Genomic DNA, 17,287 nt, shown 5'->3' with positions numbered 1-17,287 from the left:
ACGGGCCACCGGCACGGAGCAGGGTCAGCCCTCCTCCGAGCGGTCCGCGTCCGCGTCAGCGAGGGCGTCGTGCCGGGTGGCGGGGGAAAGCGGTGTTCCCGCCAGGTATCCCGCCCGGGCCAGGGCGTTGCCGCCGACCGCGGCGGTGGCCAGTTGCACGAGCAGCGCCAGGCCGATCTTGAGCGCGTTCTCCACCGAGGGGAACCACAGCAGCAGACCGAGCAGGAGCAGGGCCGTCCCCAGTCCGGCCGAGACCGACACCCCGTGCAGGCGGGCGTAGAAGTCGCGCAGGCGCACCAGGCCGAGGGCTCCCACGGTGAACACGGACGCGCCCGCGATCACGCAGGCCACGGCGAGCGTCTCGAACGGGGTCATCGTTTGCCTCCGGAGATCAGTCGGGCCAGGGACAGGGCGGAGAGGAACCCCACGAGGGCGCACACGAGCACGATGTCGACCACCAGGGCGGAGTCGACGCGGAGGCCGAGGACGACCACGAGGCCGACGAAGCCGAAGAGGACCACGTCGGCCCCGGCGGCCCTGTCCGCCCGGTCGGGGCCCGAGAGGATCCGGTACGCGGCCAGGACCATGGACGCGCCGAGCAGCAGCAGCGCGATGTCGACGGGGTTCATCGGGTCTCCTCCCCGCGGGGCTCGGCCCGCGTCCGTCCGGCGCGCGTCAGGCCCAACAGGTAGTCCTCCATCTGGTGGATGTCGTCGAGGAAGGCCCGCTCGTCAGCGGTGTACATGCCGTGCACCCACAGGGTGGGCGGGTCGGTGCGGGTGGCCACGGTCACCGTTCCGGGGGTCAGGGAGACCATGTTGGCGACGGCCGTGATCTCCAGGTCGGTGCGGCAGCGCAACGGGACCTCGATCAGGGCGGGCACGGACGCGCTGCCCGGGGTGAGGATGTCCCAGGCGACCTGGAGCGTGGAGGTCACCACCCGGGAGCCGTAGAAGAACGGGAACCACGCGATCCGCAGGATCCTGCGCAGGAAGGGGGTCATCGGTTCGTCACCGCCTCGACGTAGGTGGAGGTGTCCAGCAGATGGGCCGCGGCCTGGGCGCTCAGGTCGAGCAGGACCTGGGCGCCCAGGCCGACGCACAGGGTGACGCCGGTCAGCGCCGCCGCGGGCAGCACCAGGCCCGCGCGGATCCTCGTGGCGGCCGGGGGCGCGGTGACCGTCCCGCTCCCCTGCGCCGACCGTCCGCCCCCGGGTTCGGGCCCGGAGCCCGGGTCGGGGCCCCAGAACACCGAGCCCCAGATCTTGAGCATCGACATCAGGGTGATGAGGCTGACGGCGACGGCGACGGCGGCGACCGCCCACTGGCCGTCGGCGAAGGCGGCGGCGACCAGGGTGAGCTTGGCGACGAACCCGGAGAAGGGCGGCAGTCCGGCCAGGGACAGGGCCGCGCCCAGGAAGGCCAGGGCCAGCAGCGGTTCCCGGCGGGCCACGCCTCCCAGCCGGTCGAGTCTGCCGGTGCCGTGGACGTGCTCGATCGCGCCGGTGGACAGGAACAGGGACGCCTTCACCACCATGTGGTGGATGAGGTAGAAGATGCCCGCCATCAGTCCCAGTTCGGTGAACAGGGCGACGCCGAGGAGGATGTAGCCGATCTGGCTGACCATGTGGAAGACCAGGATCGAGCGGGTGGTGTCCTCCCCCACCGCGCCCAGGACCCCGATCAGCATGGTCGCGCCGAACAGCACCAGGCCCACCCACAGCAGCGAGGACTCGCCGCCGAAGACCACCGCGTAGAGGCGGTAGATCGCGTAGATGGCGACCTTGGTGTGCAGACCGGAGAACAGGGCGGTCACCGCCGGGGAGGGCGCGGTGTAGGTGCGCGCCAGCCAGCCGTGCACCGGCACGACGGCGGCCTTGACCGACATCGCCAGCAGCACCACGCCCATGGCGGCCGCGACCACGGGCGACTCCTGGGCGGCGCCCGCGAGTTCGCCGAGCTGCACGGTTCCGGCGGTGCCGTAGACCAGGGCGACACCGGCCAGGAACACGGTCGAGGTGAGCAGGTTGACCGCGACGTAGGTCCGTCCGCCCCGCAGGCCGCGCAGGGTCCCGGCGATGGCCATCAGCCCGTAGGAGGGCAGCAGCATCACCTCGACGAACACGAAGAGGTTGAACAGGTCGCCCGTGAGCAGCGCCCCGTACACCCCGGCGGACAGCACCAGCACCAGGGACGGGAAGAAGCGCCGACCGGCCTCGCCGGTGGCCACGGCGAAGGCCGAGCACACCAGCACCAACAGGGCGGTGGTGGTGACCATCAGCGCGCTGAAGGTGTCGGCGACGAAGGGGATGGACACCCCGGCGGGCCACAGACCCACCTGGTGGGCGTGTACCTGTCCCTCCCGCGTGCACCAGACCAGTACGGCACCGGCGGCGAGCGCGAAGGCGCTGGCCCCCAGGAACAGGGCGCGGGCCACCCCGCGTGCGAGGGGCAGCACCAGCAGCGCGGCGGTCAGGAGGGGAACCGCGACCAGCACGGGCAGGAGAACGGGGATCATGAGGCGTCCTCGGTGTCGTCGCTCTCACCGGTTGCGGCGAGGGCGAGCATGTAGATGGTGATGGAGAAGGCGATGACGATCGCCGTGAGCACGAACGCCTGGGGCAGGGGGTCGGCCATGGCGGCGCCGGTGTCCCGCCCCAACAGGGGTTCGCCCCGGCGGAAGGCGCCGCCCGCCGACATCAGCAGGAGGTTGACCCCGTGGCTGAGCAGGACGAAGCCCAGGACGACGCGGACCATGCCGCGTTGCAGGATCAGGTAGACGGCTCCGGCGGTCAGGACGCCGATCGTGATGGCCAGGGTCATCGGGTGCCTCCGGTGGCCGGACCGTGCTGGACGGGGTCGTGTGTGCGGTGCGTGTCGGGCTCCGGGGGGCTCTTACGCCCGCTCCGGGGCAGCCCCAGCTGGTTGAGCGCGGTCAGCAGCACGCCGACCACGGCCAGGTAGACGCCCACGTCGAAGACGAGCGCGCTGGTGAAGTGGTAGTAACCGCCCCAGGGCAGGGGGATCTCGGCGTGCAGGGGCCGCAGGAAGGACCCGTCGGCGTAGCCGAGCAGCCCGGTGGCCGCGGCGGTGAGGACTCCCGCGGCGATGAAGGCCGGGTAGGCCAGGCGGATGCGGGCCGCCGAGGCGCTGGGCGCGGTCAGGTAGGCCAGGGCGAAGGCCGAACCGCCGACCAGTCCGGCGATGAAGCCACCGCCCGGGGCGTTGTGGCCCCGCAGCAGGAGGTAGAGCGACCACAGCACCAGCAGCGGGATGAGCCAGCGCGCCACGGTGCGCATGATGACGGTGTTGTCGTCGGCGTCCCAGACCGGGTTGGTCCCGGCCACGCGGGAGGAGACCTCGCCGTTCGCGGTGAGACCGGACGAGCGCAGGACGGCGATGATGATCAGGCCGGCCACCCCCAGGACGGTGAGTTCGCCCAGTGTGTCCAGGGCCCGGTAGTCGACCAGGATCGTGTTGACCACGTTGGTGCCGCCGGTGTCCTCGGGCGCGTGGGAGAGCAGGTAGTCGCTGACCCCGGAGGGCTCCCTGCGGCCGGTGAGCAGGTAGGCGCCCAGTCCCGCCACGGTTCCCGCGGCCAGGGCGACCGCCGCGGTGAGGGCGGTGCGTGAGCGGCGGACCCGGTGGAACTCGCGGGGGAGCCGGCGCAGCACCAGGACCGCCACGACCACCGTCAGGGTCTCCACCAGCAACTGGGTCAGCGCCACGTCGACGGCGCCGAGGAAGACGAACCACAGCGCGGTGGCGAACCCGGCGACCCCGACCAGGGCCAGGGCGGCCATCCGCGAGCGGGTCACCACCGAGGTGAGCACCGCGACCGCCACCAACGCCACCAGGAGCCAGTCCAGCGCGCGTGAGGTGGGAGCGGGCGGCAGCCCGTAGTCCAGTCCGAGAGCGCAGACCACGGCGGCGAGCGCGATGAGCATGACGAACGGCACGGCCAGGTGGCGGGTGGGCGCGTCGGTGCGGGTCAGGTCGCCCACGCGCGTTCCCAGGGCGATGACCGCCGCGTGCACGCGTTCGAAGACGCCTGTGCCCCGGACGGGGAGGAACCGGCGCCCGGCGAGTTTCTCCCCGGAGCGGGAGGCCCAGGTCAGGAGGGCGCCCAGGAGCAGGGCGGCGGCCGACATCCCCAGGGCCGGGTTGAGTCCGTGCCACAGCGCCAGGTGGGAGTCCGCGGGAGCCAGGACCGCGTCGCCGGCCGCCCAGGAGACGGCCGGGTTCAGCGCCGTGGCTCCCAGCCCCAGGACCAGGCCCGCCGCCGCGGTGACCACGGGGGCGGCCAGGAGGAGCGCGCCCGCCTCCCGGGGCGGTTCCCGGTCGGGACGGCGTCTGCCGCTCCCGCCGAAGGCCAGGTACACGAAGCGGAAGGCGTAGGCGAAGGTCAACGACGCCGCCACGACCGCGACGGCCCCGGCGACCGGACCGGCCCAGGCGGGCCCCGGTGTCTGGAGAAGCGCCTCGAAGAGGTTCTCCTTGCTGACGAACCCCAGGAGAGGGGGGACCCCGGCCATGGACAGGGCGGCGAGCGCGCTCACCGCCGCGGTGACGGGCATCGCCCGGCGCAGACCGCCGAGTTCACGCAGGTCCCGGGTTCCCGTCTGGTGGTCGATCACGCCCACCGACATGAACAGCGCCGACTTGAACAGGGCGTGGGCCGCGGTGTGCACGACGGCGGCGACGAGCGCCTGCGGGGTCCCCACACCGATGACGGCGACGAGGAAGCCGAGTTGGCTGACCGTGGAGTAGGCGGTGAGCTCCTTCAGGTCGTGCCGTCGCAGGGCCAGCACGGCGCCGACCACGGCGGTGGTCAGGCCGGCGACGACCAGGGTGGTACCCCACAGCGGCGTGTCCGCGAAGGCCGGTGAGAAGCGCATCGCCAGGTAGACGCCGGCCTTGACCATCGCCGCCGCGTGCAGGTAGGCGCTCACCGGGGTGCTCGCGGCCATGGCGTCGGGCAGCCAGTAGTGGAAGGGGAACTGGGCCGACTTGGTGAACACCGCGATGACCACCAGCACCGCCACGGTGCCGGTGAAGGCGGTGTCCTGGGTCCAGGACGGGTCGCCCAGGATCGCGCTGAGGCGGGTGGTCCCGGTGCGCACCCACAGCAGCACCACCGCGGTCAGCAGCGCCAGGCCGCCCATGGCGGTGAGCAGGAACGTGCGCACGGCCGGTCGTGAGGCGCCCGGTCCGGACAGTCCGATCAGGTGGAAGGAGCAGATCGTGGTCAGCTCCCAGAAGACGAAGAGCAGGACCACGTCGTCGGCCAGGACCAGACCGGTCATCGCCAGGGCGAAGGCGCTCATCAGGACGTAGAAGCCGGTCCTGCGCCCGGGCGGGAAGTAGCGGGTGGAGTAGGCCATGACCAGGGCGCCCACGCCGAGCACGAGCACGCAGAACAGCCAGGTTAGGCCGTCCATGCGCAGGTGCAGGCCCACGCCGAGGGCGGGCATCCAGGGCAGGGACGCCTCCAGGACCCGGTCGTGGTTCCACAGGGAGGGCCCCCGGGCGCCGACCCACAGGGCCGCCAGGGTCAGCACCAGGGCGATGGGCCACCCCGCGGCGCGGCCCAGCGGGCGTCCCAGCAGCGGGACGAGCAGGGTGGTGACGGTGAGTACGGCAAGGAGGAGCAGCAGCACGCCGCTGTCCTTTCACGGTTGCGCGCCGGTCCCCGGGCATGCGGGCACACGCCGGGGACGGCCGTGGCGCACAGGGGTGCGGCACGGTCGGCGTTCAGCGAAAAAAGGTGGAGGAGGGCACGCGAAAGGTGCCTCGCGCAGGACGGAAGCCGAAGAGGACCGCGGGCACTGACGTCGGATGCCGGTGCCGTGGGCAGACCGGTACCCGAAGAGGACCGCGGACGCCGACGTCAGATACCGGTGCCGTAGGCAGGCCGGTACCCGACGGCGCGCGGACACGGGGCGACCGTCATGCGGAAAGGAGAAGACGCCTCGGGCGAGGCGGGAGGGTCAGCTGCGTCCGGGCGGGCAGGAGCTGAGTTCGCCGTGGGCGTTGGTACCCCACGAGGTGGAGTAGCCGTTGGTGCCCAGGGGGCGGGGGTTGCGCACGGGCAGCTTGTGCCGTTCGGCGAAACGCGAACGGCCGACGCGGGCGTAGACGTCCAGGGCGCGGAAGCGGGCGCCTTCGAGGAGTACGGGCGCGTGACGACGCGACGGGGGCGCCGTGGCCACTGACCGGGACATCACAGCACCTCCTCTCACGTCTCGCTGGGTCACAGCGGGTGCCACCGTACCAGCTGCTACTTCACGCGGGCCAGACGAGGGCGCCGCGCACTGGATGTGAACAGGATCTCAGTATGTTCTGGTTTCGACCGCCCGGCCCTCCGGGAGCCCCGGGCGGGCGCGGGCGACGGCTCCGGGCAGCCGGACGCACCCACTCGCCCGACCCCTCCGGCGGGTGCGCGGGCGGGGCCCTGACCAGGAGGAGGGGTGCGCGGGCCGGGCACCCGGCGATCCGCCGGGCGCCGGGCCCTCCCCCTCACCCGCCGGGTCGTGCTCCGGCCACGCGGGAGTCGATCCAGGCGCACAGGTCCTCCAGGGCGGCCTCGGTCCGCTCCCGGTCACCGGTGATGAGGAAGTCGGTCTCCAGACCGGCGAAGGCGGCGTTGAGCACGGTGGCGTGCACGAGGGCCGCCTTGGGGTCCAGGCCGCGCGCGGCCAGGCACGCCGCGACGAACTCCGCGCGCCTGCGGGCGAAGCCCGGCACCGGGCACGGAAGCCTGCCGCTGGCGGCCAGGCCCTCGATCTCGCGGATCAGGCGGGTCGTGGCCACCTCACCGGAGCCGAGGTTGCGCTCCCACGTGGAGCGGACGATGGCGCCGACCGGCACGGAGGGGTCCTCCCAGCCCGGGGTGGCGCGCAGGGCCTCGTGCTGCTGCTCGTCCAGCCGTTCCAGCACGGCGGCGACGAGGGCGTCCTTGTCCGCGAAGTGGTGGGTGAGCACACGGGTGCTCTGCCCGAGCCCCTCGGCCAGGGCCCGCAGCGAGAAGTTACCGATGCCCGTGCGGGAGAGCTGGCCGATCACCGCGTCGACGACGTCCCGGCGACGGCGCGGGTCCGCGATCCGTGGCATGGTGCCCCACCTCCGGAAGGCCACTTTGGCACACGGATAAGGGAAACACTTGTTACCGTTATCCCATGAGTGGTTCCCAACGGCCTCCCCTGTGGCTCCTCGCCCTGGCACTGGCCGCCTTCGCGGTCCAGACGGACGACTTCATCATCATCGGCGTGCTCCCCTCGATCGCCTTCGATGTGGACGTGTCGGAGGCCGCGGCCGGACAGCTCGTCACCGTCTACTCCCTCGTCTACGCGCTCACCGCACCCCTGTGGGCGGTCCTGTTCGCCCGGATCTCCCGCAGACGGGCCCTGTTCTGGGCCCTGGCCGTGTTCACGGCCGCCAACGTGGTCGTCCCGCTCGTCGACGGCTACCTCCCGCTCGTGGCCCTGCGGGTCGTGGCGGCGCTGGCGGCGGCGGTGGTCCTGCCCGCCTCCCTGGCGATCGCGAGCACACAGGCCCCGCCCGAGCGCAGGGGCCGCTACCTGGCCACCGTCATGACGGGCCTGACCGGCGCCATCCTGATCGGCGTCCCCCTCGGGACGTGGATCGGCGCCCTGCTGGGCTGGCAGGCGACCTTCGTGTTCGGCGGGCTCCTGGGACTGGCCTCCCTCGCCCTCGCCGCCCGCGCCCTGCCCGCCGGGGCGGACGGTACCGACCAGGAACCCCAAGCCCCGGCGGACCTCGTCCGCCCTCTGGTCAACCGGACCGTGGCCGTCGTCCTGGCGATCACCGTCCTGACCGTGGCCGGAAACCTCGCCTTCCAGACCTACATCGCGGTCGTCCTCTCCGGGCTCTCCGGCGTCACCCCCGCCCTGTTGGCGGTGCTGCTGGTGTGCTCCGGCGTCGGCGGCCTGCTCGGCACGCAGGCGTCGGGCCGCCTGGTGGACCGCCTCGGGCCCTTCCGCGCCTTCCTGTGCGCCGTCGTGCTCTTCTGCCTGACGATGTCCGCCATGGCCCTGCTGTGGCTGGTGGCCCCGGTGCCCGTGTGGGCGGTGGTGCCCCTGCTCATGGTCTGGTCAGCCGCCGCGTGGGCGGTGCCGCCGAGCCTGCAGACGCTCATGCTCGACCGGGCGGGTACACGCGCCGCCTCGCAGGCCATGGCGGTGCACAGCAGTTCGGTGTACGTCGGGGCGGCCCTGGGCGGAGTGCTCGGCGGCGCGGCGGTCGCCACGAGCCCCGGCCTGGTCCCGGCCGCCGCCGCTGCGGCCGCCGGGCTTGGTCTCGGGCTCAGCGCGCTGATCCGCCGCGCCCCCGCCAGAGCCGACGCCTGAGCCCGCAACGGCGCGACGAGCATCGTCCCGGCCTGTCCACCGCCGCGGGGTCAGGACCGCGGGTGAGCGTGCGCTACCCGGGCTCCTACGAGGAGCGCGCCTGCCCGCGGCGCAGCGCTCACCAGCGGGGTATCGCCTCTACGACGGACTGGAGGGCCTCGTTCGCCTCCTCGGCGCGCTGGGGGAGCCGTCCCTCGTGCAGGGGGCGTTCTCCCGAATACCCGAAGACAGGACATGTGACCGGCGAGTGGCCCTCGGCGCGGGTTTCGGTTCCCGTGTTCCTCAACCCCTGTTCTCCTGGGGCGGTGCGGTCTGAGGCCAGACCGCACCGCCCCACGATGGCGCCTGGATCCGTCTGCGCGCACGGGCACCGCACAGACGGGTTCCAGACCGTCAACATCCGAACCGGACGAAGCGCCTGCGCGGGGGACGCAACACCAGGAACACCCCCGCCACGAAGAGCACCGCGCTCAGTACCCACGCGCCGACGTCCTCGCGGGAATCCCTCCGAGCCTCCCCCACCGCGGACCCCGCAGGCGCGAACCAGGCAAGCTGCACGGCGGGCGAGACCACTATCGCTCACCCGCCATCACGCACCGACCCCGCGGGATTCGGTTGGACGTCAAGAACTCGAACGGGCTTCGCTCCAAGCGCGACCGAACTCCTCAGAGCCGATCTCCTCGGCAGCGAATTCTCCCCTGATGGAAATCTCTTCGACAGGGGGGAACGGTATTTCCGCAAGACCGACGGCCCCGGTCTCAAAATCTTCATCCGCCCACTCGGCTCTCCCGTCTCGATAGATCTGGACCCTGCGGGTTTCGTATCCGCCCTCGTCGAGTTCACTAAAATAGAGCACCGGCTCGTTGGAAAAATCATGGATCCATGCGACCTTGACGTATCTCATCGATTCCCTCCAGAACACAGTGTTCTTCCGACAACATCCAGCGTCCCACCGTTCGGGACCTCGCAAAGCCCCGGCCCGTCTTCCCTCTCCCTTGGTCCGCTGACATCGGCTTCGACACAGAAGGCGAGCTTTCGTTCCTCGTCATCCCTTACTCCTCGCCCTCGTTCGCGGACACTTCCAAGCCCGACACCACGCCGCGCGCCACACCCGCTCCAGGCGGCCTTGGAGACCGCCCCTGACAGGCCCTGCGGTCGGTGGCCGGGTTCGGGTAGGCGCCGGCGGGGTAGGACGGCGGGCGCGCGTCCGCCACAGCACGAGGAGAGGGATGGACTTCACCGGCTTCACCGAGGAGACCTTCGCGTTCTTCGACGGCCTGGCCCGGGACAACTCCAAGGACTACTTCCACGGCCACCACGAGGTGTACGTGCGCGCGGTGCGAGAGCCCGCGCGCGCCCTGGCCGAGGCGCTGGAGGAGGACTTCGGCCCGATGAAGGTGGGCCGCCCCAACCGCGACGTGCGCTTCTCCCACGACAAGAGCCCGTACAAGACCCACGTGGGCCTGGTCAGCCAGTCCCAGGGGCCGGTCGGCTACTACCTCCAGCTCGGCCTGGAGGGGCTCTCGGTGGGCGCGGGCTACCACGCGATGTCGGGCGCGCAGGTGGAGCGCTACCGCGACGGCGTGGACGACGAGCGCCAGGGGCCGCGGCTGGCGCGGATCGTCGATGAGCTGAAGGCCCGGGGCTTCGACATCGTCGGCGACACCCTCAAGACCCACCCGCGCGGGTACAGCGGCGACCACCCGCGCGTGCACCTGCTGCGCCACCGCTCCCTGGGGGCCGAGCACAACGTGCGGCGGTCGGACGTGCCGCTGTCCGCGAAGCTCCTGGACACCGTGCGCGCGGACTGGCGGGCCACCGGCCCCCTCATGGACTGGCTCGACCGGCACGTCACCAGCTGATCCCACCGGACGCGGGCTCCCACCGGGCACGGCCTCCCGCCGCGCGTTGATCCGCCGCGCACGCGGAACCCGGTCAGCGGGCTCCGCGTCCCGGCTACCGCCCGTGGCCGGTCCTGCGTCTCCGGGAGCGGTGGTACGTTCCCCGCAACGACCTGCCTGATCCGCGGGGGAGTCCGCGCTCGCGCGCGCCCTGAGCACGGAAGGCGGGTCCATGCACCGCTCCCCCGCTACGTGCCGCCGCGCGGCACCCCGGCCCCGTCACACGCCGACACCACCCACGAACGATGTGTGCCTGTCACGGTTTTCCCGTGAGGTTCTCACCGTCATCCCATGACACGGTGTCACTGGTGGACTCGTCGGAGTGACAGCAGGCTGGACACGTGCCTCCGGCGACGGCGGTCACGGCCCTCCCGCGACGGACGGCGGAAGAGCTGTGCCCGCCAGGACGCCGGTGAAATCGAGATCCAGGAGGCTGGGGACATGGGACGAAGGCGGAGCGCGGGCCGGAGCCTGCTCCCGATGGTGGCGGTATGTCTGGCCGGTTCGCTGGTCGCCCCGGTGCCGGCGGCGGCCGACGAACGGGGCGGGGCGCCGACGACGGCACTGGAGTGGGGTGCCTGCCCCGAGGACGTCCCGACCGGGACGTACCCGTTGGAGTGCGCCACCGTGCCGGTGCCCGTGGACTACGACGACCCCGACGGCGACCGGATCGAGATCATGGTGTCGCGGCTGGCCAGCACGGAGCCGGACCAGAGGCGCGGCGTGCTGCTGCTCAACCCGGGCGGCCCGGGCGGGTCCGGGCTGTCGATGCCCGCGGACCTGGCCTCCCTGGGCGTGCCCGCCAGCGTCCTGAACAGCTACGACCTGATCGGCATGGACACCCGCGGGGTCGGGCACTCCTCCGCGGTGAGCTGCGGCTTCACCACCGACCAGGAGTACTTCGGCAACATCCCGCCCTACGCGGTCGACGAGACGGCGGTCACCGAGCAGGCCGCGGTCGCCGAGGGGGTCGCCGACCAGTGCGCGCGCAGCGACGGGAACGGGCTGATGCGCCACATCTCGACGGCCAACATGGCCCGCGACCTGGACCGGATCCGGGCCGCGCTGGGCGAGGAGGAGGCCAGCTTCTTCGGGCTGTCCTACGGGTCGGCGCTGGGCGCGGCCTACGCCTCGATGTTCCCCGGGAGCACCGACCGGATCGTGCTCGACAGCAACATCGGCGACACCTTCCTCGACTACGACGGCATGCGCAGGTTCGCCCTGGGCTTCGAGGAGACCTTCCCCGACTTCGCCGCGTGGGCGGCGGAGCGCGACGGCAGCTACGGCCTGGGCGGCTCTCCCGAACAGGTGCGGGAGACCTACTTCGAGACCGCCGAGCGGCTCGACGAGGAGGGCCCGGTGGCCGGTGTCGACGGCCACGTCTTCCGGCTGGCCGTCTTCGTGGGGCTGTACAACGAGCGGAGCTACGGGCGGACGGCGCAGCTGTGGCAGTCGGTGCGCCTCGCGGACGAGGAGGCGGTGCGGCGGCACATGGAGGAGAGCGGGCTCGGCGGCGCCGGGGCGGCGACGGGCGAGCTGTGGCCCTCCGACAACGCCTGGTCGGTGTTCCTCGCGACGACCTGCAACGACGTCGAGTGGCCCGAGGACCTGGCCGCGTACCAGCAGGGCGTGGCCGAGGACCGGGAGAGATACCCGATGTACGGCGCGGCCAGCGCCAACGTCATGCCCTGCGCCTACTGGAACGACGCCCCGTCCGAACCCGCGGTGGAGATCACCGGGGAGGGTCCGGCCAACGTCCTCATCATGCAGAACCTGCGCGACCCGGCCACGCCGCACCTGGGCGGAGTGCTGCTGGACGAGGAGTTCGGTCAGCGTTCCCGGCTGGTGAGCGTCGACGACAGCGGTCACGGCGCCTACGTCTACGGCGACAACCCCTGCGCCTGGGACGTGGCCACGAGCTACCTGGTCGACGGCGAGTTCCCGGAGCGGGACGTCTCCTGCGGGGCGTCCGGGGCCTCCGGCCTGGGACTGGACGAGGAGGTCCAGCGCTCGCGGACCCAAACCCTCGACCGGCTCCAGGACACCGCCTGAGCACACGGTCGGGGACGATCGCCACTCCGGAGCGATGAGGGGCGGGACGGCACCGCCCGTCCCGCCCCTCGGCGTCCCCACGTCCGGTCGCGTCCGGAGACACCCGGCCTACGCCCGCTGTCCGCCGACTCCGTCAACCCACGGCCGGTCACACCCGGAGACGCCCCCGGCGCGCCACGGGCGCGTTCCTTCGCCGGTGCCCGCGAGGACGCCGGGGGCTTCGGGCACCGGCCCCGCGGAGCGCCCCGGCTCACCAACCGGTGAGCAGCAGGTGGTTGACCGCGAGCGCCGTGGCCGCCTGGGCGGCCAGCCAGGCCCTGTGGTGGCGGTCCGGAAGAAGGGCGGCGGCCGGGACGAGCCACAGCACGAACGGCAGCCAGATGCGTTCGGTCTCGCCCTTGCTCATCCCCGACAGGGTGGCGGCCACGACCGCGCCGAGGGCGGCGGCCACCAGCAGGGCCGTCGTGGCCTCCTCCCGGGACGGCGCCCGGCGCGGGCCGCGCACCGCTCCTGGCAGGCGCGCCAGCACCCGGCGCAGGCCCGCCGCCGTCGCGGGTCCGGTCGTCAGGCACGCCACGGCCAGGTTCGCCCAGACCCAGTAGCCGTAGGGCCGCACCGACGCGAACCCCTGGTAGTAGCGCTCCACGAGCAGGTGGTAGCCCTCCCACCACCGGAAACCGGCCGCCGTGAAGGCCGCGGCGACGGCCAGGGCGCCCAGCAGCGCGTAGGGCAGGGGGCGCGCGGTCCGCGCGCACAGGAGCACCGCCACGGCCGGGATCCCGATGAGGACGAGCCCGTAGGACAGGTACACCGACCACCCCAGGAGCAGACCGGCCGCCAGCGCGGTGGCGCGCGGCGCCCGCGCGCCGGGCGCCGCGGCCACGGCGAGCAGGGCCAGGCCCCACGCGGTGACCGCCGCGAAGTACCCGTCCGCCGACGTGCCCACCCACACCGCGGCGGGCAGCAGCACGAGGAACGGGGCCGCCCGGCGGGCCGCCGACTCCGCGCCGAGCGCGCGCATCGCGACCAGGACCGCGGCGGCGGCCGAGCCGCCGACCACGACGCACCACATCCCGGCCCACGCCCCGCCGCCCAGGCCGATCCGGTCCAGCGCGACGAAGGTCAGGACGGCGCCCGGGGGGTGTCCGGCCACGTGCGTGGGCCAGTTGTCGGGCTGTCCGATGAGGATGTGCCGGGTGAACGTGCTCAGCGCCGCGCCCACGTCCTCGAAGCGGTCGACCGAGGCCAGGTACTCGTGGGGCGACAGCAGGCGGCCGACGATCCCGCGCCGCCAACCGTCGACCAGCGCGAGCGCGGTGGTCCAGAGCACGGACGCGGCCCAGACGGCCCACACCAGGACGCGCCAGGGCAGGGCCCGCGCCACCGCGGGACCGCAGACCGCCACCACAACGGCCAGGGCCAGGGCGGGGACCGTGCCGGGCCCCGTGTGCGGGAACCAGGACGCGTACAGCGGCGGCCAGTCCACGTGCAGGACTCCGTGGGCGCGCTCGATGCGGGTGCCGAGAACCGCGGCCGCCGCGAAGAGGAGCGCGGCCAGGGCCGCCGCGGACAGGTCGGCGCGCGCTCCCGTCCAAGCGGTGCCGACCACGCCCCGGACGTCGCGCTGGTGGAGCCCGGGCCGCGTCACGCCGTCACCGCGGGACGGACGGGTCCCGGCGCCGGGTTGCCCCGAGGCGCGCGCAGTGCCGCGAACCGGCGCCCCCGCACCTGCCAGGCCTCCGACCACTCCCACCCGCTCTCCCGCGCGCACCACCGCAGGGCGCGGGGGCCGATCCGCGCCCACGGGAACGGGGGACCCGGTTCCCCCCGGCCGTCGGTGACCTGCACCGTCACGCACTCGTGGACTTCGTGGGCGGCGGTCTCGACGATGAGCAGGCCGCCGGGCAGCACGACCTCACGCATGCGGGCGAGCAGGCCCCCGGGGGCTCCGCCGATACCGATGTTGCCGTCCACCAGCAGCGCGGTGCGCCAGCCCCCCTCGCCGGGCAGGGGGTCGAACACCGAGGCGCACACCGCCCGGCCGCCCGCCTCGACCGCGCGCGACACGGCCACGGGGTTCATGTCCACGCCCAGCGCCCGGCGGCCCCGGGCGGCGAGCGCGACCACCATGCGCCCGGGCCCGCACCCGGCGTCCAGCGTGTCGCCCTCACAGCGCTCCAGCACGCTCTCGTCCGCGGCGTCGGTCCCCCCGCACCAGCGTTCGACGTCCAGGCGCAGCATCCACCCGTCGGGCCGTCGCAGGAAGAGGGGGCCGCGGCCGTCGGCGAGCGCCCGCGAGTAGGGGTCGCACAGCCACGGGGCCGGCCTCGTGTCGACCCCGGTCTCGGTCGCGCTCACCGCCGACACCCCGCTCTGGCGAGCCCGACCGCCCTGCCGAAGCGGCTGCCGGGGACGAGCGAGGCCACCAGCGCGGCGTCGCGGGGCGTGTCCACGTCCATGAGCACGTCCAGGTCGCGTACGCGCAGCCCGGCCTCGACCAGTCGCGCGCGTTGGAACCGCCCGGTGTGCCGCGTGGACATCGGGACGCCGCGCAGCAGGCGGGGGTCGGGGTCGGCCAGGCCGAGCGCCCAGAAGCCCCCGTCCTCGCTCGGGCCGAACCACGCGTCGGCGCGCTCCCAGGCGTCCGGGGCCAGGGCGGGCCCCAGGAGTTCCCCGCTCACCTGGGGGGTGTCCATACCGATCAGCAGGGAGGGGCCCGAGCACCGGGCGAAGGCGTGCGCGAGCCGTTCGTCGAGCCCGCCGCCCGACTGCGGGACCACCTCGAACCCCGGCGGGAGCCAGGGTCCGGGCCGCCCCTCCAGCACCAGGAGCCTTCTGCTGGCGGGGAGCGAGCGCACCGTGTGCAGGGTGTCGGCCAGGGCGGCCTCGGCGACCGCGGCGGCCTCCCTCGGCGAGTACTCGGGGGTCAGCCGTGTCTTGACCCGTCCGGGGACGGGTTCCTTGGCGATCACCAGCAGGGTGGTCCCCCCTGCCGGGAGGTCGGGGTCACCGGCCCGGGTCATGGCCGCCCTCCCCTCGCGCGCACGCCCTCCGGGCCCGGCGGCTCGCGCAGCACCGCCGTCATGTCGCGCACGGCGGTCCACGTGCCGCGCCACGTCCCCGTCACCTTGGAGGCCCCCGACCTGGGCAGGTAGGGGACGTCCACCTCGTCGACCCGCCACCCGGCGTCGGCGGCGCGCACGACCGTCTCCAACGGGTAGCCCGAGCGCCGGTCGGTCATCCCCAGCTTGAGCAGGTCCACCCTGCGGGCGGCGCGCATCGGGCCGATGTCGCGCACCCGCACCCCGGTCCGCGAACGCAGCATCCGCGCGACGACGGCGTTGCCGATCCTGGCGTGCGCCGGCCAGACCCCCCGGCGGACGGGGCGCCGCCTGCCCAGGACCAGGTCCGCCCCGCCGACCCGCACCCGTTCCACCATCCGCGGGAGCAGGGCGGGGTCCAGGGAGGCGTCGCAGTCGCAGAAGCAGACGAACTCGGCGGTCGCGGCGGACAGGCCCGCGTGGCACGCCGCGCCGAACCCCCTGCGGGGTTCGGAGACGACGAGGGCCCCCAGCTCCGCGGCGATGCCCGCCGAGCCGTCCGTGGACCCGTTGTCCACGACGATCGCCCGCCACCCCGGTGGGACGCGTTCGATGACCCAGGGCAGGGCGGACGCCTCGTCCAGACAGGGCAGCACCACGTCGACCGGTGGCGGCGGGTCGCCGCCCGCCGTGTCGGGCGGCGCCTGCGCCGGTTCGTCCTGGCCGTACTCGTGTGGTTCTGTACTCACCCTGGTTACGCTACGAAGTCATGTGGACACAGGCCGGGAAAGGCGGTCGCGACACGCGGACACCTCGGCCTCCGGCGCCGCCGAACCGGTCGAACCGCGCAGTTCGGCGCGGGCGAACTCGGCCATCCCCTCGGCGAAGCCGACCCTGGGCCGCCAGGACAGCTCCCGCCTCAGCCGGTCGGAGGAGGCGGTGATGTGCCGGACGTCGCCGAGCCGGTACTCGCCGGTGACCAGGGGCTCCGGGCCGCCGTGCGCGTCCGCGAGCGCCCGGGCCATCTCGCCGATGGTGTGCGGGGTCCCGCTGCCGGTGTTGAAGGCGGACAGCTCCCCCGGGGCCCTGCCCGCGACGGCCTCCAGGGCCGCCACGTTGGCCCGCGCCACGTCTCCCACGTGCACGAAGTCGCGCCGCTGGCGGCCGTCCTCGAACACGCGGGGCGCCTCGCCCCGGGCCAGCGCCGAGCGGAAGAAGGAGGCCACGCCCGCGTACGGGGTGTCGCGCGGCATCCCCGGCCCGTACACGTTGTGGTAGCGCAGCGACACCGCGCGTCCGCCGACGGACCGGGCCCACGCCGCGCACAGGTGCTCCTGCGCCAGCTTCGTGGTGGCGTAGACGTTGCGCGGGTCGCTCGGCGCGTCCTCCCCCACCAGGCCGGGCACGAGCGGCGCCCCGCACCGGGGGCACGGCGGGTCGAACACCCCCGCCCGCAGGTCCGCCTCCGCCCTCGGACCGGGGCGGACGTCGCCGTGCTCGGGGCACGTGTACCGCCCCTCCCCGTAGACGACCATCGAACCGGCCATGACGATGTCGCGGACGCCGGTCCTGGCCATGGCGGCCAGCAGGACCGCCGTGCCCAGGTCGTTGCAGCGGACGTAGTCGGGGGCGTCCAGGAAGTCCGCGGAGCCCAGCCCCACCATCGCCGCCTGGTGGCAGACCGCGTCCACGCCCCGCAGGGCGCGTTCGACGATCTCGCCGTCCCGGACGTCGCCCACGACGTCCACGGTTCTGTGCTCGGTGTCCCTCCCGGTGTGGGCCTGGGGCAGGTAGGCGTCGAGGGTGACCGCCTCGTGCCCGGCCAGGCGGAGTTCCTCCGCGACCCTCGATCCGATGAACCCGGCACCACCCGTGACCAGTACGCGCATGGACCCAACCTACGTTTCGCGCACGCTCCGTCACGG

General features: G+C 73.6%; 17 protein-coding genes. 3 read left to right on the top strand and 14 right to left on the bottom strand.

Going from position 1 to position 17,287, the window contains the following annotated elements:
- Positions 1–24: 24 nt before the first annotated feature.
- From mnhG to UIS43_RS02335, 8 genes are all read right to left on the bottom strand, one after another.
- Positions 25–375: a monovalent cation/H(+) antiporter subunit G gene (gene mnhG, locus UIS43_RS02370; protein WP_013152769.1), complete on the bottom strand. Its 351-nt coding sequence runs from the start codon at positions 373–375 to the stop codon at positions 25–27.
- On the bottom strand, positions 372–629 hold the full coding sequence (locus tag UIS43_RS02365; RefSeq protein WP_013152768.1) for a monovalent cation/H+ antiporter complex subunit F: 258 nt from the start codon (positions 627–629) through the stop codon (positions 372–374). Before UIS43_RS02365 ends, mnhG begins: the two co-directional genes overlap by 4 nt.
- On the bottom strand, positions 626–1,003 hold the full coding sequence (locus tag UIS43_RS02360; protein WP_013152767.1) for a Na+/H+ antiporter subunit E: 378 nt from the start codon (positions 1,001–1,003) through the stop codon (positions 626–628). Before UIS43_RS02360 ends, UIS43_RS02365 begins: the two co-directional genes overlap by 4 nt.
- On the bottom strand, positions 1,000–2,517 hold the full coding sequence (locus tag UIS43_RS02355) for a monovalent cation/H+ antiporter subunit D family protein (RefSeq protein WP_370012301.1): 1,518 nt from the start codon (positions 2,515–2,517) through the stop codon (positions 1,000–1,002). The genes UIS43_RS02360 and UIS43_RS02355 overlap by 4 nt, the downstream gene beginning before the upstream one ends.
- On the bottom strand, positions 2,514–2,822 hold the full coding sequence (locus UIS43_RS02350; protein ID WP_013152765.1) for a sodium:proton antiporter: 309 nt from the start codon (positions 2,820–2,822) through the stop codon (positions 2,514–2,516). The genes UIS43_RS02355 and UIS43_RS02350 overlap by 4 nt, the downstream gene beginning before the upstream one ends.
- A complete protein-coding gene (locus tag UIS43_RS02345) occupies positions 2,819–5,659 on the bottom strand; it encodes a DUF4040 family protein (RefSeq protein WP_370012299.1) in 2,841 nt (946 codons plus the stop codon). Before UIS43_RS02345 ends, UIS43_RS02350 begins: the two co-directional genes overlap by 4 nt.
- 330 nt (positions 5,660–5,989) lie before the next feature.
- The gene (locus UIS43_RS02340) at positions 5,990–6,223 is read right to left on the bottom strand and encodes a hypothetical protein (protein ID WP_071621945.1); all 234 of its coding nucleotides are present in this window, start codon (positions 6,221–6,223) and stop codon (positions 5,990–5,992) included.
- 295 nt (positions 6,224–6,518) lie between these two features.
- Positions 6,519–7,112 carry a TetR/AcrR family transcriptional regulator gene (locus tag UIS43_RS02335; RefSeq protein ID WP_013152762.1) on the bottom strand — a complete coding sequence of 198 codons (594 nt, stop codon included), beginning with the start codon at positions 7,110–7,112 and terminating at the stop codon, positions 6,519–6,521.
- A 65-nt stretch (positions 7,113–7,177) separates the two neighbouring features.
- On the opposite strand from UIS43_RS02335, the gene UIS43_RS02330 reads away from it, so the two are divergent.
- Positions 7,178–8,368 (top strand): MFS transporter, encoded by a 1,191-nt coding sequence (locus UIS43_RS02330; RefSeq protein ID WP_370012298.1) that lies wholly within the window; start codon positions 7,178–7,180, stop codon positions 8,366–8,368.
- A 622-nt stretch (positions 8,369–8,990) separates the two neighbouring features.
- Here UIS43_RS02330 and UIS43_RS02325 read toward each other — a convergent pair.
- Complete coding sequence (locus tag UIS43_RS02325; RefSeq protein WP_013152760.1) at positions 8,991–9,272, bottom strand: hypothetical protein; 282 nt, start codon at positions 9,270–9,272, stop codon at positions 8,991–8,993.
- A 325-nt stretch (positions 9,273–9,597) separates the two neighbouring features.
- On the opposite strand from UIS43_RS02325, the gene UIS43_RS02320 reads away from it, so the two are divergent.
- Together UIS43_RS02320 and UIS43_RS02315 are read left to right on the top strand one after the other, a co-directional pair.
- Positions 9,598–10,230 carry a DUF2461 domain-containing protein gene (locus UIS43_RS02320; RefSeq protein ID WP_370012297.1) on the top strand — a complete coding sequence of 211 codons (633 nt, stop codon included), beginning with the start codon at positions 9,598–9,600 and terminating at the stop codon, positions 10,228–10,230.
- A 480-nt stretch (positions 10,231–10,710) separates the two neighbouring features.
- Positions 10,711–12,321 carry an alpha/beta hydrolase gene (locus UIS43_RS02315; protein ID WP_370012296.1) on the top strand — a complete coding sequence of 537 codons (1,611 nt, stop codon included), beginning with the start codon at positions 10,711–10,713 and terminating at the stop codon, positions 12,319–12,321.
- A 250-nt stretch (positions 12,322–12,571) separates the two neighbouring features.
- Here the strand turns inward: UIS43_RS02315 and UIS43_RS02310 are convergent, their stop codons facing one another.
- The 5 genes from UIS43_RS02310 to UIS43_RS02290 are packed head-to-tail and all read right to left on the bottom strand — an operon-like array spanning position 12,572 to position 17,251.
- Positions 12,572–13,969, bottom strand: coding sequence for a hypothetical protein (locus UIS43_RS02310; protein WP_370012295.1), 1,398 nt, complete (start codon positions 13,967–13,969; stop codon positions 12,572–12,574).
- Positions 13,966–14,679 carry a class I SAM-dependent methyltransferase gene (locus UIS43_RS02305; protein WP_370012294.1) on the bottom strand — a complete coding sequence of 238 codons (714 nt, stop codon included), beginning with the start codon at positions 14,677–14,679 and terminating at the stop codon, positions 13,966–13,968. Before UIS43_RS02305 ends, UIS43_RS02310 begins: the two co-directional genes overlap by 4 nt.
- Positions 14,676–15,344 (bottom strand): DUF2064 domain-containing protein, encoded by a 669-nt coding sequence (locus UIS43_RS02300; protein WP_370012293.1) that lies wholly within the window; start codon positions 15,342–15,344, stop codon positions 14,676–14,678. The genes UIS43_RS02305 and UIS43_RS02300 overlap by 4 nt, the downstream gene beginning before the upstream one ends.
- A complete protein-coding gene (locus UIS43_RS02295) occupies positions 15,341–16,111 on the bottom strand; it encodes a glycosyltransferase family 2 protein (protein ID WP_358171680.1) in 771 nt (256 codons plus the stop codon). Before UIS43_RS02295 ends, UIS43_RS02300 begins: the two co-directional genes overlap by 4 nt.
- Positions 16,112–16,129: 18 nt before the next feature.
- Positions 16,130–17,251: an NAD(P)-dependent oxidoreductase gene (locus UIS43_RS02290; RefSeq protein ID WP_094802491.1), complete on the bottom strand. Its 1,122-nt coding sequence runs from the start codon at positions 17,249–17,251 to the stop codon at positions 16,130–16,132.
- Positions 17,252–17,287 lie beyond the last annotated feature (36 nt).

It is taken from the genome of Nocardiopsis sp. LDBS0036 (genome assembly GCF_041228755.1).
GTDB classification, from domain to species: domain Bacteria; phylum Actinomycetota; class Actinomycetes; order Streptosporangiales; family Streptosporangiaceae; genus Nocardiopsis; species Nocardiopsis dassonvillei.
Note: the sequence above shows the minus strand (reverse complement) of the source record. Positions and strands in the feature narration are given on the sequence as shown.

Coding starts and splice junctions, on each gene's coding strand:
- UIS43_RS02335 (WP_013152762.1), bottom strand. CDS start 7,112: ATGCCACGGATCGCGGACCCGCGCCGTCGCCGGGACGTCGTCGACGCG.
- UIS43_RS02365 (WP_013152768.1), bottom strand. CDS start 629: ATGAACCCCGTCGACATCGCGCTGCTGCTGCTCGGCGCGTCCATGGTC.
- UIS43_RS02290 (WP_094802491.1), bottom strand. CDS start 17,251: ATGCGCGTACTGGTCACGGGTGGTGCCGGGTTCATCGGATCGAGGGTC.
- UIS43_RS02320 (WP_370012297.1), top strand. CDS start 9,598: ATGGACTTCACCGGCTTCACCGAGGAGACCTTCGCGTTCTTCGACGGC.
- UIS43_RS02315 (WP_370012296.1), top strand. CDS start 10,711: ATGGGACGAAGGCGGAGCGCGGGCCGGAGCCTGCTCCCGATGGTGGCG.
- UIS43_RS02350 (WP_013152765.1), bottom strand. CDS start 2,822: ATGACCCTGGCCATCACGATCGGCGTCCTGACCGCCGGAGCCGTCTAC.
- UIS43_RS02360 (WP_013152767.1), bottom strand. CDS start 1,003: ATGACCCCCTTCCTGCGCAGGATCCTGCGGATCGCGTGGTTCCCGTTC.
- mnhG (WP_013152769.1), bottom strand. CDS start 375: ATGACCCCGTTCGAGACGCTCGCCGTGGCCTGCGTGATCGCGGGCGCG.
- UIS43_RS02300 (WP_370012293.1), bottom strand. CDS start 15,344: ATGACCCGGGCCGGTGACCCCGACCTCCCGGCAGGGGGGACCACCCTG.
- UIS43_RS02340 (WP_071621945.1), bottom strand. CDS start 6,223: ATGTCCCGGTCAGTGGCCACGGCGCCCCCGTCGCGTCGTCACGCGCCC.
- UIS43_RS02330 (WP_370012298.1), top strand. CDS start 7,178: ATGAGTGGTTCCCAACGGCCTCCCCTGTGGCTCCTCGCCCTGGCACTG.
- UIS43_RS02325 (WP_013152760.1), bottom strand. CDS start 9,272: ATGAGATACGTCAAGGTCGCATGGATCCATGATTTTTCCAACGAGCCG.
- UIS43_RS02355 (WP_370012301.1), bottom strand. CDS start 2,517: ATGATCCCCGTTCTCCTGCCCGTGCTGGTCGCGGTTCCCCTCCTGACC.